Consider the following 24,790-nt stretch of genomic DNA (forward strand, 5'->3'; position numbering starts at 1 on the left):
CCGGTGCTTTTTCCCTCAAATCCGCCGCACCCTCGGCCTCGCGCTCTTGCCCAGCATCAACTCGCTCAGCGCCCAGACCAGCGCGTCGGCGCGGTCGGGCGATCGGCCCGGCCCTTCATAGCCGCCGCCTGCCATCAAGCCGCAGAGCTGATCCTCCAGTTTCGCGAAGAGCCCGGCATGGCGCACCCGCCCGCTTTCATAGAGCGCCGCGACGGGCTCGGCTCGCGCCACCTTGCCGCGGCTGGCATGGACCAGTTTCAGCGGCACCGAGATATTGGCGGCGCGCAACACGCTGGCGACCATCTGGCCGCCCTGATTGCCCTCGGCCACCACGCGGTCGGCCTGCCATGCCGCAGCCGCATCCGACACCGCGCGCGCCCACCGTTCGGGAGTCGCTTTCTCGACCGAGCAATCCGCGCGGACATAGGACACGCCGTCCGCCCCCAGCATGGCGACGACGATCCCGCAGGCATCGCCCCTGGCCGACACCGGAGGATCGACCGCCACCACGATGCGGAGCGGCCTGGGCAATTCGCTTCCTGCTCGGCAATTTTCCAGCAGCGCGCGGCTCCACAGCGCGCCTTCCACGGCGTCGACCATTTCGCCGGCCAGTTCCTGTCGTCCGAAGCTGCTGCCTTCGAACTGCTCGATCATCGAAGCGAGATAGTCGCCGGGTAGCACATGCTTGTTGTCGGTCGTCTTGCCTCTCGCCACCACCACTTCGCCCGTTGGCACCCGCGCAAGGATGTGGCGCATCAGCGCATTGGTGCGCGGCGTGGTGGTGGCCAGCACGCGGGGGCGTTCGCCCAGCCGCATGGTCAGTTGCAGATTGTTCCACGCGGCCAGCGCGCGGTCGCCCGCGCTGTCCCATTTGGCGATCTCGTCGCACCAGGCATGGCTGTGCTGGGGGCCGCGCAGCACTTCGGGCTCGTTCGCCGAATAGAGCCAGGCGGTCGCCCCGTTTTCCCAGGTCAGCTTGCGCAGGCTCGGCTCGAATAACGGGGCCAGCGCACCGGGGGCGGCGGCCAGCACGCCGCTATCGCCTTCGACCATGACGTTGCGGACTTCGGTCAGGCTCGCGCCGACCAGCGCGATGCGGGCGGCCGGATCGTTGCGGGCGACGTCGCGCACCCATTCGGCGCCCGCCCGGGTCTTGCCGAAGCCGCGCCCGGCGCAGATCAGCCATGTCCGCCATAGCTGCTCGGGCGGAAGCTGGGCATCGCGTGCCCAGCCTTCCCAGTAATAGCTTCCCAGCGCGGCAAGCTCGTGGGCCGTGAGCAGGCGGCCCAGTTCCGCGCGATCGGCCTCGGCTTCCGGACTGTCGCGCCGCAGCCAGTTCCCGCGCGAGGGAATGGATCTAGCCTTCGCCATCGCGCGCGGCCTTCCGGCGAGATTTGCGGATCGTCCGGTCGTTGGCACGGGCGCGTTGGCGCAGGGCATCGATCTTGGCGTTGATCGATGCGATGGTCGTCACTTCGTCGGCAAGCGCGCGGCGGCCCTTTTCGCGGGCCACGTTTTCGCGGTGCGCGACAAGGCAGCGCAGGGCGGTCGCCGTGTCGAATTTGCGCGCGCTTGCAGGGGTGATTTCGCCTGCCCCCTGCGCGCGCAGGTGTTCGAGCATCTCCATTTCCAGATTGTCGTATCCTTCGGCCAGCGCCGCATACCAGGCCCGCGCGAAGTCCGGGTCGTCGCGGCGCAGGCGATAGACCGCGCGCGGCGCGATCCCCGCCGCTTCGGCCGCGGCGCGGACATTGGAGCTTTCGGCCAGCGTTTCGAGGAAGCGTTCGATCTTCTTGGCGCCGATGCGGCGGGTGCCGCCCCGGCCGGATGCCCCCTCGCCAATGGGTATCCCGCGTGCCTCGTCCCATTCGCGAGCGAAGTCCGGGTCCATCCTGCGGCGGTGATAGGCGGTCGACAGGGCCACTTTGGCTGCGCGGGCGGCGGCGCGCACCTTCGGCTCGGCCCGCAGGGCGGCGAGGAAAGGGGCCATCCATTCGGGTTCGCGATGTGTCCCGGTCGCTGGTTTGCTCGGCACGTCGATCCCTTCCGCATTTGCACTGGGCACGAAACGACGAAGGGCGGCCCCGCAAGGACCGCCCGCCAGGCCCGATCATGGTCGGGGCCGTTCGAATCGCACTTTTCCGATGTTCCCTTTTGCTAGCCAAATAGCGTCACGATGTCAAGAGAAAATAACCAAATAGGTTAGTTCGAAGGCGTTGCCAACAGGGTTCGCCTCGCTTAATCCCGCATGTCTCACCGGGACGCGAGGAATCACCCCCACAATGATCATGAAACCGCTGCGCGGGCTGTACGATTGGACGATGGACAAAGCCGCGCACCCGCATGCCGTGTGGTGGCTGGCCTTTTTCTGTTTCGTCGAATCCTCGTTCTTCCCGATTCCGCCGCACCCGCTGCTCGGCCTGATGTGCCTTGCCGAACCGAAGAAAGCAGTGAAGTTCGCGCTGATCGCCACGCTGGCCTCGGTGGCGGGCGCGCTGCTCGGCTATGCGATCGGCTGGGGGCTCTACGACAGCGTCGGCGTGTGGCTGATTTCCTCGCTCGGCCTGACCGAGGCGTTCCCCGTCGCCGCCTGCCATTTGCGCGAATATGATTTCGAGGCGATCCTGATCGCGGGCGCGACCCCGGTACCGTTCAAGCTGCTGACGATCACCGCCGGCTTCGTCGGGATGAACCTCGTCACCTTCGTGCTGTCCAGCCTGTTCGCCCGCGCGCTGATCTTCATGACCGTGGGGATACTGTTCCGCGTGTTCGGCGCGCCGATCAAACGGGTGATCGACAAATATCTCGGCACGGTGACGACAGCGTTCGTGATTCTCGTGGTGGGCGGGGTGGTGATCCTCACCCAGCTCGGCGGAAGCGAGGAGGGCGATACCGGCCCCTGCGCCGCCCCGCCGCCGATCGAAGCGCGCTAGGCGCTAGGCGGCGCGCCCCGCGTCAGATAATCCCGACTTCCTTCCCGGCCTGCTCGAAGATCGAGAGGATCTCGCCGACTTCCTCTTCGCTATGTTCGGCGCAGAGCGAGCAGCGCAGCAGCGTCATATTGGCCGGAGTTGCCGGTGGGCGGGCCAGATTGACGTACAACCCACCCTTGATCAGCGCTTCCCACATGGCCGCGCCCTTCTCGAGATCGGGCATGATCACCGCGATGATCGCGCTTTGCGGCTCATCCGTGCCGAGGGTGAAGCCCAGGTCCTTCAACCCCTTGTGCAGATTGCGCGAATTCTCCCACAGATGCGCGCGCTTGTTCGACCCGTGCATCAGCTTGCGGATGCTGGTTTCGGCGGTCGCGACCACGGAGGGCGGAAGCGAGGCGGTGAAGACATAGGGGCGGCATACCAGCCGCATGATTTCGAACTTGGGGTGGTTCGAAACGCAGAAGCCGCCCACCGTTCCGACGCTCTTGGAAAAGGTGCCGATGATAAAATCGACATCCTCCATGACGCCTTCGGTTTCCACCACGCCGCGCCCGTTCTCGCCGATGAAGCCCATCGAATGCGCTTCGTCGACCAGCACCATCGCGCCGTATTTCTTGGCAACGGCAACCATTTCCTTGAGCGGCGCCACATCGCCCAGCATCGAATAGACGCCTTCGAGCACGACCAGCTTGCCCGCGTCCTCGGGAATGCGCTTGAGGCGTTTTTCCATCGCCTCGATATCGTTATGCTTGAATGGCACCACCTCGGCATTGCCCATGGCGCATCCGTCCCAGATGCTGGCGTGGCTGTCGATGTCCAGGACGATGTAATCGCCCTTGCCGGCGATGGTCGAGATGATCCCAAGATTGGCCTGGTAGCCGGTGGAGAAGACCATCGCATGATCCATGCCGTAGAAGTCCATGAGCGCCTGCTCGACTTCCTTGTGGCCCTGATACGTGCCGTTCAGAACGCGGCTGCCCGTGGTCCCGGAGCCGAAATCGGCCAAGGCCTGCTTGCCAGCCTCGACCACGTCGGGGTCGAAGGTCATGCCCATGTAGTTATAAGTGCCAAGCAGGATCGTGTCGCGCCCGTTGCAAATCGCACGGGTGGGCGAGAGGACCTTTTCCATCACGAGATTGAAGGGGTCTTCCTGCCCGCTGGCGAGCAGCCCTTCGCGCAGAGCGATGATGTCGTCGAACTTCGAGAACAGATCCCTGCCTTCGCCTTCGATAGTCTCCGGCTGGTCCGGTTGGATGATGCCCTCGCTCATCAGTCGGCCTGGAGCTTGGTTACGGCATCCACGAGCTGGCCGTAATTCTCGATCTCGGCCTGCTGGTTCATCGAGATGATGATGTCGAATTCGTCTTCGATTTCGGCAACGAAATCCATGACGGTCAGGCTGTCGAATTCCAGATCGTTGGCGAAGGTCGTGGCTTCGGTAATGGTTACGCCCTTCTTGTTGAAGGGGGCGGCCAGTTCGCGGATCTTTGCGTCGACTTGGGCTCGGTCCATGGCGGGGCTATCCAATCCTTATGAGGCGCAGGCCCGCTGGGGGCACGATGCGCATTTTGCTGCCGGGGCAAAGCGGCTTGTGGTGGCGTTTGTCAAGCGCAGCAGGCAGTGACGCCCCTGCCAAAAGCGGGCAAGCCTCTGTTCGAACGAGGGAAAGCGGACAAGTGATTTTGCCTCTGCGAAGCTGGCCCGTCTGCCGCCCTGGAGGCCTTCGCTGCCGATATGGCCGCCCGCTAATCGGGCACCAAGGCGCGTACCGCCGCCATGAAAGGCCCGATGGAAACGGGCTTGGCCAGATAATCGGCCGCGCCCGCATCGCGGATCCGCTCCTCGTCGCCCTTGCCGGCATAGGCGGTAACGGCCAGTACCGGGACGTCGGCCAAGGCGCTGTCGGCCTTGAGCTGGGCAATCAGATCGATCCCGCTGATATTCGGCAACTGGATGTCCATGATAACCAGATCGGGCGCGAATCGCTTCGCCGTGGAAAGCACGTTCTGCCCGTCGGCCACGGGCACCACTTCATGGCCATTGGCCTTCAACACGTCGCAGAACAGCTTACGGTTGAGATCGTTGTCCTCGACAACGAGGATTCTCTTTGCCACTTGGCGGCTCCTTCGCGTGTTTCGAAGGGGCCATATGGAAAAGCGGGAGCGCTGACAATTATTCGCGAACCATCCGGACAGGAAACGAGGACCGCCGAGGTGCTGGCGCTCGAAGCGCTCGGCTGGGCGCTGGCCGACGAGAAGCGGGCCGAGCGCTTGCTGTCGCTGACCGGCCTCACTCCCGACCGGCTGAGGAACGGGTTGAGCGATCGCGGCGTTCAGGCGGCAGTGCTGGAATTTCTCGCCAATCACGAGCCCGACCTGGTGCTGGCCGCCGATGCGCTTAACACTACACCCGAGGCGCTCGCCGCCGCTGCGCGGGAGCTTGCCGCATGAGCCGTCCGTTGATCATTTCCGATTGCGACGAAGTGTTGCTGCACATGGTCTCGCCATTCCGCGACTGGCTGGCCGAGACGCAGGGCGTGGAGTTCCGGATGGAGGGCAATGATTTCTCCAAGGCGCTGCGCTGGCAGGATAGCGGCGAAGTTCTCGCGCCCGAGGAAATCTGGTCCAAGCTCGGCGGTTTCTTCGACACCGAAATGCATCGCCAGACGCCTATTTCGGGCGCCATCGAAGGGATGGCCGCGCTGCGCGAACACGCCGATGTCGTCATCCTCACCAATCTCGTCGACAAGCGGCAGCAAATGCGCCGTGCGCAATTGCTCGATCACGGCCTCGATGCGCGGGTCTTTACCAATCAGGGACCCAAGGGGCCAGCGCTCCAGGCGATCCTCGAGGAATACAATCCCTCGAAAGCCATTTTCATCGACGATCTGGCGCAGCATCACCGCTCCGCGCGCGAGACCGTCGGCACCATCACCACGCTCCACCTCTGCGGCGAACCTTTGCTCGCTCCGCATATCGATTGCGCGCACACATCGGGTCATGCCGATGCACGGATCGATCGCTGGGACGAAGCGCTGCCGTGGCTGCTGGGCGAAATCGAGAAGGAAACCGCATGAGCATTCACGACCGTCTTCGTGCCCATGGCATCACGCTGCCCCCGGCGGCTGCGCCTGTTGCCAGCTATCAGCCCGTGGTGGTCGATGGCCACACCGCCTATGTGTCGGGCCAGCTACCCTTCATCGACGGCAAGCTGGTGACCGGCAAGCTGGGCGAGGACGTGGCGCTCGACCGGGGTATCGCCGCCGCGCGGGCCTGCGGTATGATGATCCTGTCCCAGCTCGAAGCGGCAGGGCTGATCGAACGCGTGGCGCATATGGTCAAGCTGGGCGGTTTCGTCGCGTCGATCCCCGATTTCTTCGATCAGCCCAAGGTCATCAATGGGGCCTCGGACCTGATGGTCGAGGTTTTCGGCGATCCGGGGAAACATGCGCGCAGCGCAGTGGGCGTGCCGGTCCTCCCGCTCAATGCCGCGGTCGAGGTCGATGCGATCGTTGCTCTCAAGGCTTGATCGCTTTCTCGTACCGTCACCCGACCCTGCGCGGGTTGGGTGGCTGCGCGAATGGACCTATGCGCACCGCGGCCTGCATGACGAGCTTGCTCCGGAAAACTCGCTCGCGGCTTTCGCCGGCGCACTCGAAGGCGGGATGGGCGTGGAATGCGATATCCAGCGCAGTCGCGACCATGCGGCGATGCTCATGCACGACTGGGAGCTGGACCGGCTTACCGGCGTGACCGGCCCGACCGCGTGTTATTCGGCCGAAGAGCTGGCGCGGATCGCCTATCTCGACAGCGAACACATGCTGGCGCGGCTCGACGATTTGCTGGAACTGGTGGATGGCAAGGTGCCTATCCTCGTGGAAATAAAATCGCGTCGTCGCTACGATGTCGAGGAGAGCTGCGTCGCTGTGCGCGACGCGCTGGCCGGATATGAAGGGCGCCACGCTGTGATGAGTTTCGACCCGCGCGTTTCGCGCTGGTTTCGCAGGCATTCGCCGAACACAGTGCAGGGCCTGGTCATGCGCGAGGACCATTACGGTATGACGCAGAAGGCCTGGCAACGGCATTTGGCATTGTGGTTCGCACGGCCTGAATTCATCGCCTATCACGTCGCGGCCTTGCCCAATCCGATGGTCTCCTCGCTACGCGCTGGCGGCATGCCGGTGCTCACCTGGACGGTCGATACACCGGACTTGCGCGACCATGCGCGGGTCCATGCCGACGCCCCGATCGTCGAAGGGGCCGGGGTAGCGTGAGCGATGGCGGCCTTGCCGCGCGCGTCGGCGGGTCGGTCGGCGCCTTCGACCGCGGCGAATGGAACGCGCTTGCGGGCACGGACAATCCCTTCGTCAGCCACGAATTCCTGACTGCGCTGGAAGATTCCGGCAGCGTCGGACCCGGGACCGGCTGGCAGCCGACCCCGCTGGTGATCGGCGAGGAGGGCGGGCCTTTGCTTGCCGCCATGCCAGCCTATCTCAAGGGGCACAGCCAGGGGGAATTTGTTTTCGACCATGGCTGGGCCGACGCTTACGAGCGGGCCGGGGGTCATTACTACCCCAAGCTTCAGATCGCGGTGCCTTTCACGCCCGCCACCGGGCCGCGCCTGCTATTGTCTGACCAGGCCTATGCCGCGCCGCTGCTGGCGGCGGCGGAGCAATTGTGCGTGCAAAACGGCTTTTCCTCCGCGCATGCGACCTTCATCGAACCGGCCCAGCAAGCGCTGTTCGAACAGGCCGGGTGGATGCTGCGCAGCGACATCCAGTTCCACTGGCACAATCGCGGCTTTGCAAGCTTCGACGATTTCCTCGCCACGCTGGCTTCGCGCAAACGCAAGGATTTGCGCAAGGAGCGCGCCGCCGCGCAGGCCGGTGTAGAGATACGCCGTTTGCGCGGCAACGGCATTCGCCCGGAGCATTGGGATGCCTTCTGGCAGTTCTACCAGGATACCGGCGCGCGCAAATGGGGCACGCCCTACCTGACGCGCGAGGCCTTCGACCTGCTGGGCGAGCGGATGGGGGAGGCATTGCTGCTGGTGCTGGCATTGCAGGATGGCGAACCCATTGCCGGGGCGCTCAATTTCATTGGTGGGGAAGCGCTATACGGGCGCTATTGGGGGTGCACGCGCGACGTGCGCTTCCTGCATTTCGAGCTATGCTACTATCAGGCGATCGACGCGGCGATCGAACTGGGTCTGTCGCGGGTGGAGGCGGGCGCGCAGGGCGGACATAAGCTGGCGCGCGGATATGAGCCGGTGGAAACGGTTTCGGCGCACTGGGTCGCCAATGTCGGCTTCCGTGAGGCAGTTGCCGATTTTCTCGACCGCGAGCGGGCCGGAGTGGCCGCGGATCGCAACTATCTCGCGACGCGCGGGCCGTTCAGAAAAGAAGGTTAGGCGACTCTGCGAGCGCCTTCGAGCAACCATTCGCGGGCACGGCGCTGGGCTTCGGCTATTTCCCGCGCGGTCATTTCATCCGAAACGTCGGCGCGGCACCAGCTTGCTTCTTCATGCCCTTTCGACGCGGCGATGTTGAACCATTTATGCGCTTCGACGAGGTCGCAGACCGCGCCGTGGCTTCCGGTCGAAAATGCGACGCCCAAGTCGTAGAGCGCGTCGATACTGCCCAATTCGTATGCGGCGAGACATTCGGCGACCAGCGCCCCGGCTTCCTCGCCCTGGATGATCGTGCCGTTGCCCCCTTCGATACCGGTAAGCTGCATCGTCATTCCCCTGAAGGACCGGCATCCATCGCCGGACGTTCAAGAAGTTCACAAAGTATGGTCAATAAAAGGTTAATACACGCTCCGCTTTCTTAATCCGCGAGCGAATAAACGCATATCTGCCACGGGCGGCGGGCATTTGCGCGGCTTACCGGATTGACGCTTGTGCCGTGGGTGGCGCTTGCCTATAGGCTCGCGCCGAGCGGGTCATACGGGGCACCGGGAAAATCCGGGCCTGCGGGACGGCGGTGGTCCGATGTCTCAATTCGACCAGGATGAGAGGGTCCTCAATGGCCTCTGTGGCAAACGAAAAGCAAAGACTAGCCAAGGCGCGCGCCGCAATCGGCGACGACTACGTTCCCGACGAAAACGAAGAATACATGAACGAACGGCAGCAGGAATACTTTCGTATCCTCCTGCTCGACTGGAAAAAATCGATTCATGATGCCGCCGGGCAGACGTTGCAGTCGCTGCAGGACGGTCCGATCCGCGAACCCGATCTGAACGACCGCGCATCCTCGGAAACCGATTGGGGGATCGAACTGCGCACGCGCGACCGCCAGCGCAAGCTGATCTCCAAGATCGACGCGGCGCTGCGGCGCATCGACGAGGGCGAATACGGCTGGTGCGAGGTGACGGGTGATCCGATCGGCCTCAGGCGGCTTATTGCCCGCCCGGTCGCGACGATGACCGTCGAGGCGCAGGAAGCCCACGAACGGAGGGAAAAGATCTCGCGCGACGATTGAACGCGCGATAACGGATTTTTTAGGTCTGTCGCTTAACGTCGCTTGGCGCCGGGACTCGCCCGGAGCCGGGCCTGAACGGAATACGTCAAGGATGCGATGAACGCCATGTCTTCGGTCGAGACGCGCAATGTTGCTCGCGACAGCCTGTTCCTCTTTGCCGAGCTGACCTTCGAGGGTCGGCCGGAGGCGATCCGGGTCAAGGTGCGCAATCTTTCCGCGGGCGGATTGATGGCCGAGGGTGCCGGTATCGCCGTATCGCGTGGAGACCGGCTGAAGATCAACCTGCGCAATGTCGGTATGGTGAAAGGCAATGTCGCCTGGGCACAGGATGCGCGCTTCGGCGTGTCCTTCGAAAGCGACATCGATCCCAAGGTGGTTCGTGCACCCGTCGGAGCCACGCGGGAAGCGCAAACCGGCGTGCCGGGTGTCGGTGTGGCTTCGGCCTTCTCTCCCGAAGAACGACGCCTTCGTAATCTTTGAACTGTACGGCTGACGTCGGTCCCGCAGGCTGCTAACCGGCAGTCATGCGCCCTTGGTTCCTCGCCTTCCTGTCCGCCTGTCTGGCCGCCTGCGGTACAGGCGAGGACGATGGCATAATCGATGTTGCTTTCATTGCCGAGCCCGAAGAGCTCCAGGCCGAGGGTGTGCGGCTGAGCCATGCGGGCCAGCACCTGCGCGCGGCGCTTTCCCCCGGTCTGGTGCGGATCGACTCGCGCGGGGAAGTGGTTCCCGGCGTTGCCGAGCGGTGGATCGTGACCGATGACGGCGCGAGCTATATTTTCCGCATCAACGAATTCGATCTAAGCGATGGTACAAGGCTGACGGCGCAAGTGGTCCGCGACGCCCTTCAGCGTCGGCTGCGTCAGCTCGATGGGACGACGCTCGGCTTCGATCTGGCCAAGATCCGGGACATTCGCGCGATGACCGGTCGTGTCATCGAAATCCGGCTGACCAGTCCGATGCCCGACTTTCTGCAGCTCTTGGCGCAACCCGAACTCGGAATCGGTTTCGGCGAAGGCGGGGCTGGCCTGATGACGCTCGTTACGGCCGGGGATGTGATGGCGCTCAGGCCCCTGCCTCCGGAACGACGCGGATTGCCGGAACAGCCCGGATGGGAAGACATCGTGCGCGAAGTGCGGCTGCATGCTGTCGACGCGGAGCGGGCCGCCGACGGCTTTTCGCAGGGCGATTTCGATCTCGTGCTTGGGGGACGGCTGGCGAACTTGCCGCTGGCGAACACCGGCCCCCTGTCGCGCGGAAATGTTCGCCTGGATGCGGCCATTGGATTGCTTGGCCTCGATGTCCACAATCCTCGGGGTTTTCTCGCCACGAGCGCCAATCGCGAGGCGCTTGCCATGGCCATCGACCGGACCGATCTCATGGCGCCGTTCAATATCGGCGGCTGGATTCCGTCGACCCGGATCGTGCCCGTCGCCCTGTCCGGCGCGCAGGAAACACCCGAAGAGCGATGGGCTGCGCTTACGCTGGAACAGCGGCGCGGCGAGGCAAGCCAGCGGGTTGCGCGGTGGCGTTCGCAAAGCGGGCAGGAAGCGCAGGTGGCCATCCATCTGCCGCCCGGTCCGGGCTCGGACCTGTTGTTCGAAGGGCTGGCTGATGACCTTGCTGCCATCGGCGTGTCCGCCACGCGCGTCGAAACACTGTCGGCCGCCGATCTCGCCCTGCGCGACCGTGTAGCGCGCTATGCCTCGCCGCGCTGGTTCCTCAACCAGTTCAATTGCGGGATTCGGCAGGCGCAGTGCAGCGAAGATGCGGACTACCTCGTCTCGCTCGCGCTCGATGCCCGCGACGGGACCGAGGAGGCTTCCTATCTCCACGAAGCGGAGAACACGCTTCTGGCAACGAATCTTTACATCCCGCTGGGTGCGCCGATCCGCTGGTCGCTGGTACGCGCGGACATCGACGCCTTCAGCGAAAACCCGTGGAACATCCATCCCTTGTTCCCGCTCTCCCGCGCCCCCATCTAGCGGATATGGAAGACCCGAATCGTCCGCGACCCATGGGGATCGACGTGCCTACCGGCACCGATCCGGTTTCGATCCGCAAGCGGATCGAGGCGATGGAACACCTGCTCGAACGCAGCATGGTGGTGCCGGGTACGAATTATCCGATCGGCCTCGACACGATCATCGGGTTTGTACCCGTGGTCGGTGATATCGTGACGGCCGTCATGGGCGCTTACATCGTTTGGGAAGCCAAGAACCTTGGTCTGCCGCGGTGGAAGCTGTGGCGGATGATCGGCAATATTGCGATCGACGGCGCGGTGGGCGCGGTGCCGGTGGTCGGCGACGCGTTCGACGTGGTCTATCGCTCGAACACCAAGAACCTGCGGATCGTGAAGAAGCACCTAGACAAGCATCACCCGCAAACACGGGTGATCGAGGGTTAGGGTAGGGAACTAGTTTCATCGGCGACCAATGCGCGCTAGGGCTGTGCGCATGACATCCGATGTTACCTATTCCAGCTATCTCGATCTTGACCGCATCCTTTCGGCGCAGCACCCGGCGTCCGATGCGCATGACGAGATGCTGTTCATCATCGTCCACCAGGCGAGCGAGCTGTGGCTCAAACTGTGTCTGCACGAGCTGATCGAGGCACGCGAATGCATCCGGCAGGACCGGCTGCGTCCGTCTTTCAAGATGCTCGCTCGTGTGGCACGCGCGCAGGGGCAGTTGATCCAGAGCTGGGACGTGCTGAGCACGATGACCCCGCACGACTATTCGACCATCCGCCCGCATCTCGGCGGGTCGAGCGGGTTCCAGAGCGCGCAGTACCGCATGATGGAATTCCTGCTTGGCGGGCGCAATCCGGACATGATCACCATGCACGAGGCGACGCCCGAAGTGGCCGAAGCCCTGCGCGAAGAGCTGGCGAAAAAATCGATCTATGCCGAGGCTGTCGCGCTGCTCGCGCGGCGCGGTTTGGCCATTCCGCAAGAGATACTCGAGCGCCCGGTCGGCGAACGATGGACCCACTCGTCCGAGGTCGAGGCAGCCTGGGCCGAGGTCTATCGTGATCCGAAGACATATTGGGATCTCTACGAACTGGCCGAGAAGCTGGTCGATCTCGAATACCACTTCCAGCGCTGGCGCTTCGGCCATCTCAAGACGGTCGAACGGATCATCGGCTTCAAAAAGGGCACCGGCGGAACGCCGGGTGTGCCCTATCTCGCGGGCGTATTGAAAGCGGCGTTCTTTCCCGAATTGCTGAGCGTGAGGACCGCGCTGTGAGTTCCTGGCGGTCCGATCGGCGCATCTGGGATATTTCCCAGACATTGCGCCCCACCAACGAGCAAGGGGGCCTGCCGGTCTGGCCTGGCGATACGCAATTCGCCTTCGAACGAACGTGGACAATGGAGGACGGCTCGCCGGTCAATGTCGGGCGGATGACGATGAGCACCCATTCGGGCACGCATGGCGATGCGCCGCTCCACTATTCGCAGACCGCGCCCGATATCGCGAGTGTCGCGCTCGATCCCTATCTTGGCGAGTGCCTGGTGATCGATGCCACCGACGTGAGCGGTGGAGCGATCTCGGTCGGCGATCTCCCGCATATCGAAAGCGCCGATCGGGTGCTGTTCCGCACCTTCGCCCGCTTTCCACATGACGAATGGGATGGCGACTTCACCGCCATTGATGCCGAAACGATCGAATGGCTCGCATTGCAGGGGGTGAAGCTGGTCGGGACCGATGCGCCCAGTGTCGACCCGCAGGAATCGAAGACGATGGACGCCCATAAGGCCGTGCTGAAGCACGATATGCGCATCCTCGAAGGGCTGGTGCTCGATGGCGTATCCGAGGGGCGCTACGAACTGATCGCCTTGCCGCTCAAGATCGCGGGCGGCGATGCCGGCCTCACCCGCGCGATTCTGCGAGAGCTTCCCGATGCTTGAGCGCGCAAGATGTCTCGACGTGGGCGATCCGTTGAAGGAATTTCGGGAGCGCTTCGATGTACCGGAAGGGGTGATTTACCTCGATGGCAATTCCCTTGGCTGCCTTCCCAAAGCGACGCCCGAGCGTCTGGAGCAGGTGGTTCGCGAAGAGTGGGGGCGGGACCTCATCCGGAGCTGGAACTCGGCGGGCTGGATCGATCTTTCCAGCAAGATCGGCACCAAGATCGCACCGTTGATCGGGGCGCGGGCAGACGAAGTCATCGCCTGCGATTCCACCAGCATAAACCTGTTCAAGTTGATCTCCGCCGCGCTTGCCATGCGTCCTGGGAGAAAGGTCGTGCTCAGCGAACCGGGCAACTTCCCGACCGATCTCTACATGATCGAAGGGCTGGAACGGCAGGGTCTTACCGAGCGACGCTTGGCCCCGCGCGAAGCATTGGCGGACGCGCTCGACGGGGATGTCGCCCTCCTTCTTCTCACCCATACACACTACAAAACGGGCGAGCTGTTCGACATGGCTGCCCTTACGCACGCCGCGCATGAAGCGGGCGCGCTGGTGCTGTGGGACCTGTCGCATTCGGGCGGCGCCTTGCCGGTGGATCTGAATGGCTGCGAAGCGGATTTCGCGGTCGGCTGCGGGTACAAATATTTCAATGGCGGCCCTGGCGCGCCGGCCTATGCTTTCGTCGCCGAAAGGCACCTGAAGGCCGCGCGGCAACCGCTGACCGGCTGGATGGGCCATGCCGCCCCTTTTGCCTTCAGCGACGATTACAAGGCAGCGCCCGGCGTGGAAAAACTGCTTTGCGGCACGCCTCCGATCCTCGGCCTCGCCGCCCTAGAAGTCGGTGTCGATCTTGTTGCAGAAATCGGCGTGGACCGGCTGTACGAGAAATCGCAGGCCCTGTCCGAGTTCTTTCGCCAGTGCTTGTCGGAACGTGGGGTCGTTCTCGATCTCGTCAGCCCGACCGATCCCGATGCGCGCGGCAGCCAGCTCTCCTTCCGCCACGATGAGGCCTACGCCATCTGCCAGGCGCTGATCGCGCGCGGCGTGATCGGCGATTTCCGCGATCCCGATATCCTGCGCTTCGGCTTCGCCCCCGCCTATCTGCGCTTCGAGGACATGGCGGAGGCCGCAAGGCACCTCGCCGAAGTGCTGGAAACCGGAGAGTGGCAGTGTGCCGAATTCCGCCAGCGGGCGGCGGTTACCTAGCTGTTGTAAGGAGGCGCCTGCACAACAGCGCGCGATTGAAACCCGTCGAGACAAAGGTCAACCCAATGGCTGAAGCGAAACATTTCGTTTTTCGCAAACATAAGGATTTGACCCAATGAGTGTTTCTGACCCAATCGCGATTGCCATGCTGTGCATCGCTTTCGCAGGATTGATAGTAAAGGTGATAGAGGTCGCTAACAAAATATGACCCCTAAGCTGATGCCTCACGCCTCCAGTTCGATGTCCCAATAGAGCCAGTCCCGCCAGGTTTCGTGCAAGTAGTTCGGCGGGAACTGCTTACCGTGCTGTTGCAATTGCCAATGCGTCGGGCGGATCGGTTTTGTGTAGAGCTGCATCCCGGCCTGCTTGGGCGTGCGGCCGCCCTTCTTCATGTTGCAGGGCGCGCAGGCCGTGGCGATGTTCTCCCATGTGGTCTTGCCGCCGAGGCGCCGCGGGACGACATGATCGAAGGTGAGGTTGTGCATGTCGCCGCAGAACTGGCAGCTGAAGCGGTCGCGCAGGAACACGTTGAAGCGCGTGAAGGCGGGAAACTCGCTCGGTTTCACATATTGCTTCAGCGCGATCACGCTGGGGATCTTCATATCGAGCGAGGGGGAATGCACCTCGCGGTCATAGGTCGAAATCACGTCGACCCGATCGAGGAAGATGGCCTTGATCGCGGTCTGCCAGGGCCACAGGCTCAGCGGGTAATAGGAGAGGGGGGTGTAATCGGCATTGAGGACGAGCGAAGGGCACGACTGCAGATTGCGCGTCGGATCTTCCTCGGTACTTCGGAACCTAGCGGCCCGTTCCAGCAGTTCGGCCTTGAACACCTGTGCGTCCCTCCCGATAGCTTCGAGAATGCATTTGCAAGGTAAAGCGTCAAGACTGTTACAGACAGGCTATCCACAGCCTTTCCACCGACTCGCTGCCTTTCACAGCAAGCGGAGCGCGGATGCGGCGGCTGGATCATGGTGATTACGCGGTTCGCGCCCAGCCCCAATGGCCCGCTGCATCTCGGCCATGCCTATTCGGCGATCGTCGCGCATGATCTGGCGCGCGAAGCTGGCGGCCGGTTCCTGCTGCGGATCGAGGATATCGACGGACCGCGATCGCGCCCTGAGCTTGCCGACGAGTTTCGCCGCGATCTCGAATGGCTGGGGCTCGAATGGGACGAGGTTCCCGCGCAATCGACCCGGCTGGCAACTTACGACAGGGCCGCAAACGAATTGCTCCGGCGCGGCTATCTCTATCCCTGCACCTGTACTCGGGCGGAAATCGAGGCACTGGAGCCGCGGCTGGGTTCGCAGGGCGCGATCTATCCGGGCACCTGCAAGGGGCGCCTGCTCGATCCCGCCAAACCTGCCGCACTGCGGCTCGATGTCGATCGCGCCTTGGCAGAGGCAGGGGAGCTGGTTTGGGTAGACGAGCTCGCGGGGCCGCAGATCGCCGATCCGCGCGAGGCGGGCGATGTGGTGATCGTGCGCAAGGATGCGCCGGCGAGCTATCATCTCGCCGCGACGCTCGACGATGCGGCTGACGGGGTGACGCTGGTGACGCGCGGGGCCGATCTGTTTCCCGCAACGCATATACACCGGCTGCTGCAGGCGCTTCTCTGCCTGCCGGTGCCGCGCTGGCATCACCATGGGTTGCTGCTCGATCGGAGCGGGCAGAAGCTCGCCAAGCGCCGCGGATCGGGTGCTTCTGGCCTCGGGCTGGCGGACCGGCGACAGGGCGGGGAGAATGGACTGTTGCTTGCAGAACAACTGCGCTTGCACAGATTTCCGGCTGGTATTTCGCTGCTGAACGCCTAAACCCGCTGGGCTATGACAACATTCCTCACCATCCTTCTCGTCATCATGATGGTCCTCGTGGTGGCTTCGCTGATCCGTGGGATCATCGCTTTCATGAAGAGCACCAAGATCGATCTGGAGAGCGGGGAACAGACCGACGCGACCGATATGCAGCTGGCGCAGAACAGGATGATGTTCGCCCGCATCAAATATCAGGCTCTGGCGGTCGTGGTGGTCGCGGTGCTCCTCGCCATCGCTAACTGATCCACAACGCGGCGTGGTCAAGCTCAACAAGATCTACACCCGTACCGGCGACGATGGCACCACGGGCTTGGTCGACGGGTCGCGTCTGCCCAAGCACGATGCGCGCATGGAAGCGATCGGCGCGGTGGACGAAGCCAATTCTGCGGTAGGGCTGGCGGCGGTCGCATGGGCGCAGAGCGCGTTTGCCGAGCCGCTTTACCGCATCCAGAACGATCTGTTCGACCTTGGTGCCGACCTTGCGACACCGGCCGCCGAAGATGACGACTTCGCGCCTTCTGAGATGGTTCTCCGAATTGTTTCCGCGCAGGTCGAATGGCTGGAAAAAGCCATCGACGCGGCCAATGCGCGGCTCGAACCCCTGACCAGCTTCGTCCTGCCCGGCGGGAGCGAAGTCGCGGCGCGCCTCCACTTGGCCCGGGCTGCGGTCCGCCGCGCCGAACGAGCGATGACGGCGATGGCTTCGCAGTCGCTGACCAACCCGCAGGCGCTCGCCTATATCAACCGTCTGTCGGATTATCTCTTCGTGCTTGCCCGCGTGGCAAATGACGACGGGCGCGCCGACGTGAAGTGGATCCCCGGCGCCAACCGGTAGTCGGAATTTGTGCCATCCAGGCCTGCTCCGTCACACCGGCCTCGGTCCGGTGTGACGATCGCAAAAGGGGCGCCGTCTGTGCCGGTCGGTCATGCCTGCCGGGAAGGCGCTGGTATTGTCGCCGCACGCCCGTTAGACCGCGCACTTTGCTGCACATGCGAAGGGAAATCTCGATGAACAAGACGGTCGCCATTATCGGTGCGGGGCAGATGGGTTCCGGCATTGCGCAAACCGTGGCCGCTCACGGCATGGATGTGCTGCTGGCCGATATAAGCCTCGATGTCGCCGAGAAGGCGCATGCGGGCATCGACAAGGCGCTCGGCAAGCTGGTGGGCAAGGGCAAGATCGAGATTGCCGATGCCGAAGCGACACTGAAGCGCATCACGCCAGTTGCCGATTATGCGCCGATGAAGGATGCCACCCTGATCGTCGAGGCAGCGACCGAAAAGGAAGAGGTCAAGAAGACCATTTTGGAGAAAGCTGGCGAATTCCTCGCCCCCGACGCGATCATGGCCTCCAATACCAGCTCGATCCCAATCACCCGCATGGCCAACTACTCGCCTGATCCGGCACGTTTTATCGGTTTGCACTTCTTCAACCCGGTCCCGATCATGGGACTGATCGAGGTCATCCCCGGCCTTGCCACGGCGCAGACGACAACCGACAAGACCGTGGCCTTTGCGGAAGGGCTGGGCAAGGAAGTGGTGCTGAGCCAGGACGAGCCCGGCTTCGTCGTCAACCGCATCCTGCTGCCGATGATCAACGAAGCGGTCTTCGTGCTCGGCCAGTCGACCGCCGGGATCGAGGATATCGACAAGGGCTGCCGCCTCGGCCTCAATCATCCGATGGGGCCATTGCAGCTTGCCGATTTCGTCGGGCTCGACACCTGCCTCGACATTGTCATGGTGCTCTACAACACCACGGGCGACAGCAAATACCGGCCCGCGCCGCTGCTGGTGAAATATGTCGAAGCAGGCTGGCTCGGTCGCAAGACCGGCCGCGGTTTCTACGACTATTCGGGCGAAGTGCCGGTCCCGACGCGTTAGTTTGCTCGCCTGACGGCTCGGCTGTTCCATCCCGCTCCCCCTCCCGACCACCCAATCAGGATGATGCTGTGGGTGGCCGGGAGGGGGAGCGGGCTGGAACAGCAAGGTCGGGACGGACGTCACGACCGCACTCATAAAAAGCTCCGGATGGGGCGACGGCTGGCACCGAAGTGCCGGACGAGCGACCGGCCCGCATCCAACAAATAACGGAACTCCAGGCCCCGCTCCCCGTTTCTCCTCCAAAGGAGATATTCAATGAGTACCACCAAGCCCGAGAGCCAGGAAATGCGCCAGTCCGGCCTTGCCCCGGAAACGCATAATGATGAGCAGGACGATCACCGTAGCCAGGCGCAGGAAGTCGCCGAGCAGGCGCGGGAGGTGACGTCCGAGACAGGCTCGCCGACCGAGAGCATCAAGAGCGACAGATCGTCGGGCCTGATGGGCGATTCCACGCAGGATACGGTCGATCACATGCGCGACATGGAAAGCTCGGGCCGGATCGACATGGATGCCTATACCGGCGAGCCGAACCACGACGACAATGTCGACAAATACGGCAAGGCGCGCAAACCCGACGGGTTGCGCGGCGACGGTGGCTGATTATTCGATCGAGCCGTCGTTCAGGATCCAAAGGCCGGCGGTTAGAACCGCCGAGCCGGTGGCAACGGCGTAGGCCATAAGTTTGAAATTCGGAGTCGAGATTGCTTCGAATTCATGCGGATCGAGCCGGGCGAGCGTTTTGCAGGCGCGTCGCTCGGCGGTGATGGCCAGCCAGCCGCCGCCCACGATGAAAACCGTGGCGATGGCTCTGGCTAGCCAAGGCGGCTCGAAATCTCCAAAAACAGCGCGAAAACCTAGGCCAATACCGATGGCCGCAAAGGCCGTCCGCATCCAGCCTGCAAAGGTGCGCTCCATCGCCATGATGTTGCGATCTTCGGCAAGGTCGGTGCGAAATTCCGCCCATTGCGTCGATTTATCGGGGCTATCCGGGGGATCGTCCTGCGCCATGACGTGTCAATGGGCGAAAGGCCGCGCCGGTTCCGGCGTCATCTATCGCACCTCTTCCGCAATGACAGGTTCTTCATCCGGTGCGGCCCTGGGGGCTCGTCCGTTAGGTGGTCCCACCATGGGCATGGCGTCGCCGGTCAAATGGCTGTGGTCGATCGTTTCTGGCTCGAATGGCTGGGGGTTGGCCGGACCGGTGGTGTCATTTTCGGCATACCAGGTGGACAGCGCCTGGTCGTTGCGTTGCACTTGCCGGGTTCCAGGCCCGGGCCATTCATCCCCGCTTGCGGGCTGCGCCCCCGCAGCCCGGCCCTCAATGGGCGGCGCGTCGCCCAGTTGGCCGATCACGCCGGGATCGTCTTCCCCGCCAATCAGCAGCGCCACGGCCACCAGAAACGCGCCAACCAAGGCCAGCTTCTTGACCAGTCCGGGAGGAAATTCCTGATCCATGGCCGCAGATCGTAGCGGATGGGGGTTAAGCGTCTGTTGCTGCGGCTTGCGCCTTCAAGGCATACAGCGTTTCGAGCGCCTCTCGCGGCGAAAGTGAATCGACATCGATTGCCTCCACCGCCGCATGTAGCGGATCCTCCTCGGCCTCCTCCATCTGCGCAGTGACCGCGAAGAGCGGCAGTTCGCCAAGGCCCGCCGCGAGCCCGCCGGTAGCCTCGCGGCCTTTCTCGAGCTTGTCGAGCACCGCCTTGGCGCGTTTGATAACCGGCGCGGGTACGCCCGCCAGCTTCGCGACCGACAGGCCGTAGCTGCGGTCCGCCGCGCCCCTGGCCAGTTCGTGCAGAAGCACCAGATCGCCCTTCCATTCGCGCGCACGGACATGGTGCAGGCTCAGCGCATCGCAGGTGTCGGCGAGGCGGCTGAGTTCGTGATAGTGCGTCGCGAACAGGCAGCGGCACCGCAGTTGCTCGTGCACCGCCTCGACCACCGCCCAGGCCAGCGCCATCCCGTCATAGGTCGAGGTGCCGCGCCCGACTTCGTCGAGAATGACGAAGCTACGCTCTGTCGCCTGCGAAAGGATCGCTGCGGTTTCGACCATCTCCACCATGAAGGTCGAGCGGCCGCGCGCAAGGTTGTCGCTCGCGCCCACCCGGCTGAACAGGCGATCGGCTAGCCCGATCCGCGCTTTGGTCGCGGGCACGAAGCTTCCCGCCTGGGCGAGCAGCATGATCAATGCGTTCTGCCGCAGAAAGGTCGATTTGCCGCCCATGTTCGGGCCGCCGATCAGCCATAGCCGGTCGTCCGGCCCGAGCGTGCAGTCGTTGGCGACGAAGCGTTCGCCGGTTTTGGCCAGCGCCTGTTCGACCACCGGGTGCCGTCCGCCGCTGACCTCAAGGCAAGGCTCGTCGAGGATTTCGGGTCGAGTCCAGTCGCCTTCGGCTGCGCGTTCGGCGAGCGCTGCGGATACGTCGATCCGCGCCAGCGCAGCGGCCGTTGCGGCGATAGCCTCGCGTGCGTCTATCACTTCGCCGACAAGGCGGTCGAAATGCGTCTCTTCGGCCGCCAGCGCATGCGCCCCGGCCTCCGCGATCCGCGAGGCTTCTTCATGCAGGCCGACCGAGTTGAACCGCACCGCGCCCGCCATGGTCTGGCGGTGGGTAAAGCCGCTATCCGCCGCCATCAGCTTGTCGCCGTGCTTGGCCGGTACTTCGATGAAATAGCCGAGCACCTTGTTGTGCTTGATCTTGAGAGAGGGGGTCTTGGTCTCCTCGCGATATTTTGCTTCCAGCGCGGCGATCGCCTTGCGCGCATTGCCGCTGGTTTCGCGCAAGGCATCGAGCGAATGGTCGTAGCCGCTGGCGATGAAACCGCCCTGGCTGCGCTCGGTCGGCGGAGAGGGGACCAGCGCGCGCGCCAGATGATCGACCAGCGCGGCATGACCGCCCAAAGCATCGCTCATCCGCGCAAGCAGTGCAGGCCGGTCGCTGCTGGCCGCCAGCATGTCCCGCACGCGCCGCGCTTCGGCCAGACCGTCGCGGATCTGCCCGAGATCGCGCGGGCTGCCCCGCCCAGCCACCAGCCTGCCGAGTGCACGGCCGATGTCGGGCGCCTGTCGCAGGACGGCTCGCAGATCCGCTCGCAGCAGCGGGTCGGCGTGAAAGTGCTGCACGCTGGCGAGACGTTCTTCGATCGCGCCGCGCTCGGCGAGCGGGGCGGCAAGGTCCTCGGCCAATTGGCGCGCGCCGGCCCCGGTGGAGCATCGATCAACGCAGGCGATCAAGCTGCCTGTCCGCCCGCCGCTTTGCGCCTCGAGTATTTCGAGGCTGGTGCGTGTCGCCGCATCCATCGCCAGATGCGCGCCCGATCCGCGCGCCACCGGCGGCAGTAGGAAAGGCAGCGTGCCGCGCCCGGCATGATCGAGATAGGCAATCAGCCCGGCCACCGCCGCGAGCATCGGCCGGGTGAAGGTGCCCAGCCCGTCGAGTGTTGCGATCCCGTGAATGTTCTTGAGGCGTGTTTCGCCATCCTCGCTACGGAAATCCGCGCGTGGCCGTGCGATCACTTCGGGCGGGGCGGCGTCCCAGTCCTCGGGGGCAACAACCTCGCTTGCTCCCAGACGCGCGAGCGCCGCATCGAGCGCCTGCGGATCGCATTCCTCGAGCTCCATTCGCCCGGTCGAGATGTCGCACGCCGCCAGTCCGACGCCGTCGCGCACCGGTGCCACTGCTACCAGCAGGTTGGCGCGGCGCGGTTCGAGCAGCGCTTCCTCGGTCAGCGTGCCGGCAGTAACGAAGCGCACGATATCGCGCGCGACCAGCGCCTTGGATACCGGCGTGCCTTCGCGTTTGGCGCGTTCCTTTGCCTGCTCGGGCGTCTCCGTCTGTTCGGCGATCGCGACCCGGCAGCCGCCCTTGATCAGCCGGGCGAGATAGCCTTCGGCCGAATGGACCGGGACACCGCACATCGGGACCGGTTCGCCATCGTGCTCGCCCCGCGTGGTCAGCGCGATGTCGAGCACGCCCGCGGCCACCTTGGCATCCTCGAAGAACAGCTCGAAGAAATCGCCCATGCGGTAGAACAGCAGTGCATCGCCTGCCTCGCGCTTGAGCGCCAGATATTGCTGCATCATCGGAGTGGGCTTGCCGGGCATGGGAGGGGCCTAGCGAGCATGGCGGTGATTCGGGAGTCGGGCTACCACTCCTTTCCCCTATGACTTCGCCGCCCGAACGGTTAGGGGCAGCAACGCAAGACAAGGGGACGCCGATGGCCGACGAGAAATCCGCATTCACCACCCGCGAAGCGCTGTTCTACCACGAGACGATTCGTCCCGGTAAGATCGAGATCATCGCCAGCAAGCCCATGGCGAGCCAGCGCGATCTCAGCCTGGCCTATTCGCCCGGCGTGGCCGCCCCGGTGGAAGCGATTGCGGCAAACCCCAAGGATGCGGCCCGTTACACCGCGCGGTCGAACCTCGTCGCGGTCATTTCCAATGGCACCGCCATCCTTGGCCTGGGCAATCTCGGCGCGCTGGCCTCGAAGCCGGTGATGGAAGGCAAGGCAGTGCTGTTCAAGCGCTTCGCCGATGTCGATTCAATCGACATCGAACTCGATACCGAGGACCCGGAAAAGTTTATCGAAGCCGTCGCGCTGATGGAGCCGACCTTCGGTGGCATCAATCTGGAAGACATCGCCGCGCCCGAATGCTTCATCATCGAACAGGCGCTGCGCGAGCGGATGAACATTCCGGTCATGCATGACGATCAGCACGGCACCGCGATCATCGCTGCGGCGGGCCTTATCAATGCCTGCCATCTGACTGGACGCGAGCTCAAGGACTGCAGGATGGTGGTGAACGGGGCGGGTGCTAGCGCGCTGGCCTGTACCGCACTGATCAAGGCGATCGGCGTGCCGCACGAGAACGTAATCGTATGCGACCGGTCGGGTCCGATCACACCAGGCCGCGCGGACGTCGACCAGTGGAAGAGCGCGCATGCAGTCGAAACCACGGCCACCAATCTTGAAGAAGCGCTCAAGGGGGCCGATATCTTCCTTGGCCTGTCGGCGGCAGGTGCGCTCAAGCCCGAATGGGTCGAGCATATGGCCGACAGGCCGATCATCTTCGCCATGGCCAACCCGGTGCCCGAGATCATGCCTGAAGATGCCAAGGCGGTCCGGCCCGATGCGATCATCGCCACCGGCCGCAGCGACTATCCCAACCAAGTCAACAATGTGCTGGGCTTCCCTTTCATTTTTCGCGGCGCGCTCGATGTGCAGGCGACCGCGATCAATGAGGAGATGAAAGTGGCGGCGGCGCGTGCCATCGCCGAACTGGCGCGCGAGCGCGTGCCCGAGGAAGTGGCTGCCGCTTACGGAGTCACGCATCAATTCGGCGAGGAGTACATCATCCCGGCCCCGTTCGACCCGCGCCTGATGGAAGTCGTATCCAGCGCGGTGGCGAAAGCGGCTATGGAAACGGGAGTCGCGCAGGCACCGATCGAGGATTTCGAGGAATACCGCCACCAATTGAAGGCGCGTCTCAATCCGACGACCGCTGCCCTGACCAATATCTACGAACAGGCTAAGGCCAATCCCAAGCGGATGGTCTTCGCCGAAGCGGAAGAGGATGTGGTGCTGCGCGCCGCAGTCCAGTTCCGCGACTTCGGCTATGGAGAACCGATTCTCGTCGGTCGGACGGAAAAGGTGCGCGAGAAGCTGGTCGAACTTGCCGTCGACGATCCCGACGACTGGATCGTCGAAAACTCCGCCCTGTCGGACAAGGTCCCGGCCATGGTCGATTTCCTTTACAAGCGGCTGCAGCGGCGCGGCTATACCGAACGCGATGTGGCCCGCATGGTCAATCAGGAGCGTAACGTTTTCGCCGCGCTGCTCGTCGCGCTGGGACATGGCGATGGCATGATCTCGGGTCTGACCCGTACCTTCAGCCAGACCGCACGCGAGGTCGGGAGAGTGCTCGATCCGGCTCCCGGTGCAGTACCCTTCGGCGTCCATATGATGATCGGCAAGAACACCACCGTGTTCCTGGCCGATACCACGATCAATGAACGCCCCACCGCCGAACAGCTCGCGCATATCGCCAAGGAAACCGCTGCCGTGGCGCGCCGCATGGGCCACGAACCACGCGTTGCCTTCCTGTCCTTCTCGACCTTCGGCAACCCCAGCGGGCAGTGGCTCGACAATATCCGCGATGCGGTGGCGATTCTCGACGCCGAGGAACCGGGCTTCGAATATGAAGGCGAAATGGCGCCTGACGTCGCGCTCAATCCGACCGTGATGAAGCTCTACCCCTTCAGCCGCCTGTCCGGACCGGCCAATGTGCTGGTGATGCCTGGCCTGCAATCGGCCAACCTGTCCGCAAAGCTGCTGCGTGAGCTGGCGGGAGAAACCACTGTTGGTCCGATGATGATCGGCATGGAAAAACCCGTCCAGATCGCCCCGATGACGGCGATCGCGCCGGACGTGCTGACCTTGGCGGTGTTGGCGAGTGCGGGCGTGGTGGGCTGACGGGCCGAGCTTCGCGAGAGCTTCGATTTCGCCGCGTGGCGACGGAACGGAGCCAGGCGCTTTGTGCGGGGTAAATCCTGC

Annotated in this window: 29 protein-coding genes; 19 read left to right on the forward strand and 10 right to left on the reverse strand. The window is 63.8% G+C overall.

The window, feature by feature from the left end; all coding sequences use genetic code 11:
- Positions 1-15: 15 nt before the first annotated feature.
- The gene (locus DVR09_RS03530) at positions 16-1,371 is read right to left on the reverse strand and encodes a DNA-packaging protein (RefSeq protein ID WP_115415706.1); all 1,356 of its coding nucleotides are present in this window, start codon (positions 1,369-1,371) and stop codon (positions 16-18) included.
- Entirely contained in the window at positions 1,358-2,035 is a 678-nt protein-coding gene (locus DVR09_RS03535) for a hypothetical protein (RefSeq protein ID WP_162814835.1), read from the reverse strand. The genes DVR09_RS03530 and DVR09_RS03535 overlap by 14 nt, the downstream gene beginning before the upstream one ends.
- Positions 2,036-2,282: 247 nt before the next feature.
- Between DVR09_RS03535 and DVR09_RS03540 the strand changes: the two genes are divergently transcribed.
- A complete protein-coding gene (locus DVR09_RS03540) occupies positions 2,283-2,933 on the forward strand; it encodes a YqaA family protein (protein ID WP_115415708.1) in 651 nt (216 codons plus the stop codon).
- Between the two features lie 22 nt (positions 2,934-2,955).
- On the opposite strand, the gene spt is transcribed toward DVR09_RS03540, so the two are convergent.
- The 3 genes from spt to DVR09_RS03555 form a co-directional block, all read right to left on the reverse strand.
- The gene (spt, locus tag DVR09_RS03545) at positions 2,956-4,206 is read right to left on the reverse strand and encodes a serine palmitoyltransferase (RefSeq protein WP_115415709.1); all 1,251 of its coding nucleotides are present in this window, start codon (positions 4,204-4,206) and stop codon (positions 2,956-2,958) included.
- Positions 4,206-4,448 (reverse strand): acyl carrier protein, encoded by a 243-nt coding sequence (locus DVR09_RS03550; protein ID WP_115415710.1) that lies wholly within the window; start codon positions 4,446-4,448, stop codon positions 4,206-4,208. The genes spt and DVR09_RS03550 overlap by 1 nt, the downstream gene beginning before the upstream one ends.
- 233 nt (positions 4,449-4,681) lie before the next feature.
- A complete protein-coding gene (locus tag DVR09_RS03555) occupies positions 4,682-5,050 on the reverse strand; it encodes a response regulator (RefSeq protein ID WP_115415711.1) in 369 nt (122 codons plus the stop codon).
- A gap of 102 nt (positions 5,051-5,152) precedes the next feature.
- Between DVR09_RS03555 and DVR09_RS17535 the strand changes: the two genes are divergently transcribed.
- From DVR09_RS17535 to DVR09_RS03580, 5 genes are read left to right on the forward strand one after another with little or no spacing between them, the layout of a single operon-like run.
- Entirely contained in the window at positions 5,153-5,386 is a 234-nt protein-coding gene (locus DVR09_RS17535; RefSeq protein WP_234041597.1) for a DUF3572 family protein, read from the forward strand.
- Positions 5,383-6,012 carry an HAD family hydrolase gene (locus DVR09_RS03565; RefSeq protein ID WP_115415712.1) on the forward strand — a complete coding sequence of 210 codons (630 nt, stop codon included), beginning with the start codon at positions 5,383-5,385 and terminating at the stop codon, positions 6,010-6,012. The genes DVR09_RS17535 and DVR09_RS03565 overlap by 4 nt, the downstream gene beginning before the upstream one ends.
- Positions 6,009-6,464 carry a RidA family protein gene (locus tag DVR09_RS03570; RefSeq protein WP_115415713.1) on the forward strand — a complete coding sequence of 152 codons (456 nt, stop codon included), beginning with the start codon at positions 6,009-6,011 and terminating at the stop codon, positions 6,462-6,464. The genes DVR09_RS03565 and DVR09_RS03570 overlap by 4 nt, the downstream gene beginning before the upstream one ends.
- A complete protein-coding gene (locus tag DVR09_RS03575) occupies positions 6,439-7,209 on the forward strand; it encodes a glycerophosphodiester phosphodiesterase family protein (protein WP_115415714.1) in 771 nt (256 codons plus the stop codon). The genes DVR09_RS03570 and DVR09_RS03575 overlap by 26 nt, the downstream gene beginning before the upstream one ends.
- Positions 7,206-8,345: a GNAT family N-acetyltransferase gene (locus DVR09_RS03580; RefSeq protein WP_115415715.1), complete on the forward strand. Its 1,140-nt coding sequence runs from the start codon at positions 7,206-7,208 to the stop codon at positions 8,343-8,345. The genes DVR09_RS03575 and DVR09_RS03580 overlap by 4 nt, the downstream gene beginning before the upstream one ends.
- On the opposite strand, the gene DVR09_RS03585 is transcribed toward DVR09_RS03580, so the two are convergent.
- On the reverse strand, positions 8,342-8,671 hold the full coding sequence (locus DVR09_RS03585) for a sel1 repeat family protein (RefSeq protein WP_115417767.1): 330 nt from the start codon (positions 8,669-8,671) through the stop codon (positions 8,342-8,344). The genes DVR09_RS03580 and DVR09_RS03585 overlap by 4 nt on opposite strands.
- A 290-nt stretch (positions 8,672-8,961) precedes the next feature.
- On the opposite strand from DVR09_RS03585, the gene dksA reads away from it, so the two are divergent.
- The 7 genes from dksA to kynU all read left to right on the forward strand — a co-directional run bounded on the left by dksA (position 8,962) and on the right by kynU (position 14,537).
- Positions 8,962-9,417: an RNA polymerase-binding protein DksA gene (gene dksA, locus DVR09_RS03590; protein ID WP_115415716.1), complete on the forward strand. Its 456-nt coding sequence runs from the start codon at positions 8,962-8,964 to the stop codon at positions 9,415-9,417.
- Between the two features lie 96 nt (positions 9,418-9,513).
- Positions 9,514-9,897 carry a PilZ domain-containing protein gene (locus tag DVR09_RS03595; protein WP_234041541.1) on the forward strand — a complete coding sequence of 128 codons (384 nt, stop codon included), beginning with the start codon at positions 9,514-9,516 and terminating at the stop codon, positions 9,895-9,897.
- A 44-nt stretch (positions 9,898-9,941) separates the two neighbouring features.
- Positions 9,942-11,402 carry an ABC transporter substrate-binding protein gene (locus DVR09_RS03600; protein WP_234041542.1) on the forward strand — a complete coding sequence of 487 codons (1,461 nt, stop codon included), beginning with the start codon at positions 9,942-9,944 and terminating at the stop codon, positions 11,400-11,402.
- Between the two features lie 5 nt (positions 11,403-11,407).
- Positions 11,408-11,824: a DUF4112 domain-containing protein gene (locus DVR09_RS03605; protein ID WP_115415717.1), complete on the forward strand. Its 417-nt coding sequence runs from the start codon at positions 11,408-11,410 to the stop codon at positions 11,822-11,824.
- A gap of 49 nt (positions 11,825-11,873) precedes the next feature.
- A complete protein-coding gene (locus tag DVR09_RS03610) occupies positions 11,874-12,665 on the forward strand; it encodes a tryptophan 2,3-dioxygenase (RefSeq protein ID WP_115415718.1) in 792 nt (263 codons plus the stop codon).
- On the forward strand, positions 12,662-13,327 hold the full coding sequence (gene kynB, locus DVR09_RS03615) for an arylformamidase (protein WP_115415719.1): 666 nt from the start codon (positions 12,662-12,664) through the stop codon (positions 13,325-13,327). Before DVR09_RS03610 ends, kynB begins: the two co-directional genes overlap by 4 nt.
- Entirely contained in the window at positions 13,320-14,537 is a 1,218-nt protein-coding gene (gene kynU / locus DVR09_RS03620) for a kynureninase (RefSeq protein ID WP_115415720.1), read from the forward strand. The genes kynB and kynU overlap by 8 nt, the downstream gene beginning before the upstream one ends.
- Positions 14,538-14,761: 224 nt before the next feature.
- Here kynU and DVR09_RS03625 read toward each other — a convergent pair whose 3' ends face one another.
- A complete protein-coding gene (locus tag DVR09_RS03625) occupies positions 14,762-15,370 on the reverse strand; it encodes an HNH endonuclease (protein ID WP_115415721.1) in 609 nt (202 codons plus the stop codon).
- 138 nt (positions 15,371-15,508) lie between these two features.
- Between DVR09_RS03625 and gluQRS the strand changes: the two genes are divergently transcribed.
- The 5 genes from gluQRS to DVR09_RS03650 all read left to right on the forward strand — a co-directional run bounded on the left by gluQRS (position 15,509) and on the right by DVR09_RS03650 (position 18,832).
- On the forward strand, positions 15,509-16,351 hold the full coding sequence (gluQRS, locus tag DVR09_RS03630; RefSeq protein ID WP_115415722.1) for a tRNA glutamyl-Q(34) synthetase GluQRS: 843 nt from the start codon (positions 15,509-15,511) through the stop codon (positions 16,349-16,351).
- A gap of 12 nt (positions 16,352-16,363) precedes the next feature.
- The gene (locus DVR09_RS03635) at positions 16,364-16,594 is read left to right on the forward strand and encodes an HIG1 domain-containing protein (RefSeq protein ID WP_115415723.1); all 231 of its coding nucleotides are present in this window, start codon (positions 16,364-16,366) and stop codon (positions 16,592-16,594) included.
- 13 nt (positions 16,595-16,607) lie between these two features.
- Positions 16,608-17,186 carry a cob(I)yrinic acid a,c-diamide adenosyltransferase gene (locus tag DVR09_RS03640; protein WP_115415724.1) on the forward strand — a complete coding sequence of 193 codons (579 nt, stop codon included), beginning with the start codon at positions 16,608-16,610 and terminating at the stop codon, positions 17,184-17,186.
- A 173-nt stretch (positions 17,187-17,359) separates the two neighbouring features.
- A complete protein-coding gene (locus DVR09_RS03645; RefSeq protein WP_115415725.1) occupies positions 17,360-18,232 on the forward strand; it encodes a 3-hydroxyacyl-CoA dehydrogenase NAD-binding domain-containing protein in 873 nt (290 codons plus the stop codon).
- Between the two features lie 255 nt (positions 18,233-18,487).
- A complete protein-coding gene (locus DVR09_RS03650) occupies positions 18,488-18,832 on the forward strand; it encodes a hypothetical protein (protein WP_115415726.1) in 345 nt (114 codons plus the stop codon).
- Here the strand turns inward: DVR09_RS03650 and DVR09_RS03655 are convergent, their stop codons facing one another.
- The 3 genes from DVR09_RS03655 to mutS are packed head-to-tail and all read right to left on the reverse strand — an operon-like array spanning position 18,833 to position 22,337.
- Positions 18,833-19,240 (reverse strand): YidH family protein, encoded by a 408-nt coding sequence (locus DVR09_RS03655; protein ID WP_115415727.1) that lies wholly within the window; start codon positions 19,238-19,240, stop codon positions 18,833-18,835.
- A 42-nt stretch (positions 19,241-19,282) separates the two neighbouring features.
- Positions 19,283-19,687 (reverse strand): hypothetical protein, encoded by a 405-nt coding sequence (locus tag DVR09_RS03660; protein ID WP_115415728.1) that lies wholly within the window; start codon positions 19,685-19,687, stop codon positions 19,283-19,285.
- Positions 19,688-19,712: 25 nt separating this feature from the next.
- Positions 19,713-22,337 carry a DNA mismatch repair protein MutS gene (gene mutS / locus DVR09_RS03665; protein WP_115415729.1) on the reverse strand — a complete coding sequence of 875 codons (2,625 nt, stop codon included), beginning with the start codon at positions 22,335-22,337 and terminating at the stop codon, positions 19,713-19,715.
- A 113-nt stretch (positions 22,338-22,450) separates the two neighbouring features.
- Here mutS and DVR09_RS03670 point away from each other — a divergent pair, with 113 nt between their 5' ends.
- Positions 22,451-24,709 carry an NADP-dependent malic enzyme gene (locus DVR09_RS03670; protein WP_115415730.1) on the forward strand — a complete coding sequence of 753 codons (2,259 nt, stop codon included), beginning with the start codon at positions 22,451-22,453 and terminating at the stop codon, positions 24,707-24,709.
- Positions 24,710-24,790 lie beyond the last annotated feature (81 nt).

Source organism: Erythrobacter aureus, from assembly GCF_003355455.1.
In the GTDB taxonomy this organism is placed as follows: domain Bacteria; phylum Pseudomonadota; class Alphaproteobacteria; order Sphingomonadales; family Sphingomonadaceae; genus Qipengyuania; species Qipengyuania aurea.

Excerpts from the sequence above, each read along its gene's own strand:
- DVR09_RS03530 (WP_115415706.1), bottom strand. The coding sequence starts at position 1,371 with ATGGCGAAGGCTAGATCCATTCCCTCGCGCGGGAACTGGCTGCGGCGC.
- DVR09_RS03540 (WP_115415708.1), top strand. The coding sequence starts at position 2,283 with ATGATCATGAAACCGCTGCGCGGGCTGTACGATTGGACGATGGACAAA.
- spt (WP_115415709.1), bottom strand. The coding sequence starts at position 4,206 with ATGAGCGAGGGCATCATCCAACCGGACCAGCCGGAGACTATCGAAGGC.
- DVR09_RS03550 (WP_115415710.1), bottom strand. The coding sequence starts at position 4,448 with ATGGACCGAGCCCAAGTCGACGCAAAGATCCGCGAACTGGCCGCCCCC.
- DVR09_RS03565 (WP_115415712.1), top strand. The coding sequence starts at position 5,383 with ATGAGCCGTCCGTTGATCATTTCCGATTGCGACGAAGTGTTGCTGCAC.
- DVR09_RS03570 (WP_115415713.1), top strand. The coding sequence starts at position 6,009 with ATGAGCATTCACGACCGTCTTCGTGCCCATGGCATCACGCTGCCCCCG.
- DVR09_RS03575 (WP_115415714.1), top strand. The coding sequence starts at position 6,439 with ATGCGATCGTTGCTCTCAAGGCTTGATCGCTTTCTCGTACCGTCACCC.
- DVR09_RS03585 (WP_115417767.1), bottom strand. The coding sequence starts at position 8,671 with ATGCAGCTTACCGGTATCGAAGGGGGCAACGGCACGATCATCCAGGGC.
- dksA (WP_115415716.1), top strand. The coding sequence starts at position 8,962 with ATGGCCTCTGTGGCAAACGAAAAGCAAAGACTAGCCAAGGCGCGCGCC.
- DVR09_RS03595 (WP_234041541.1), top strand. The coding sequence starts at position 9,514 with ATGAACGCCATGTCTTCGGTCGAGACGCGCAATGTTGCTCGCGACAGC.
- DVR09_RS03600 (WP_234041542.1), top strand. The coding sequence starts at position 9,942 with ATGCGCCCTTGGTTCCTCGCCTTCCTGTCCGCCTGTCTGGCCGCCTGC.
- DVR09_RS03605 (WP_115415717.1), top strand. The coding sequence starts at position 11,408 with ATGGAAGACCCGAATCGTCCGCGACCCATGGGGATCGACGTGCCTACC.
- DVR09_RS03610 (WP_115415718.1), top strand. The coding sequence starts at position 11,874 with ATGACATCCGATGTTACCTATTCCAGCTATCTCGATCTTGACCGCATC.
- kynU (WP_115415720.1), top strand. The coding sequence starts at position 13,320 with ATGCTTGAGCGCGCAAGATGTCTCGACGTGGGCGATCCGTTGAAGGAA.
- gluQRS (WP_115415722.1), top strand. The coding sequence starts at position 15,509 with ATGGTGATTACGCGGTTCGCGCCCAGCCCCAATGGCCCGCTGCATCTC.
- DVR09_RS03635 (WP_115415723.1), top strand. The coding sequence starts at position 16,364 with ATGACAACATTCCTCACCATCCTTCTCGTCATCATGATGGTCCTCGTG.
- DVR09_RS03645 (WP_115415725.1), top strand. The coding sequence starts at position 17,360 with ATGAACAAGACGGTCGCCATTATCGGTGCGGGGCAGATGGGTTCCGGC.
- DVR09_RS03650 (WP_115415726.1), top strand. The coding sequence starts at position 18,488 with ATGAGTACCACCAAGCCCGAGAGCCAGGAAATGCGCCAGTCCGGCCTT.
- DVR09_RS03655 (WP_115415727.1), bottom strand. The coding sequence starts at position 19,240 with ATGGCGCAGGACGATCCCCCGGATAGCCCCGATAAATCGACGCAATGG.
- DVR09_RS03660 (WP_115415728.1), bottom strand. The coding sequence starts at position 19,687 with ATGGATCAGGAATTTCCTCCCGGACTGGTCAAGAAGCTGGCCTTGGTT.
- mutS (WP_115415729.1), bottom strand. The coding sequence starts at position 22,337 with ATGCCCGGCAAGCCCACTCCGATGATGCAGCAATATCTGGCGCTCAAG.
- DVR09_RS03670 (WP_115415730.1), top strand. The coding sequence starts at position 22,451 with ATGGCCGACGAGAAATCCGCATTCACCACCCGCGAAGCGCTGTTCTAC.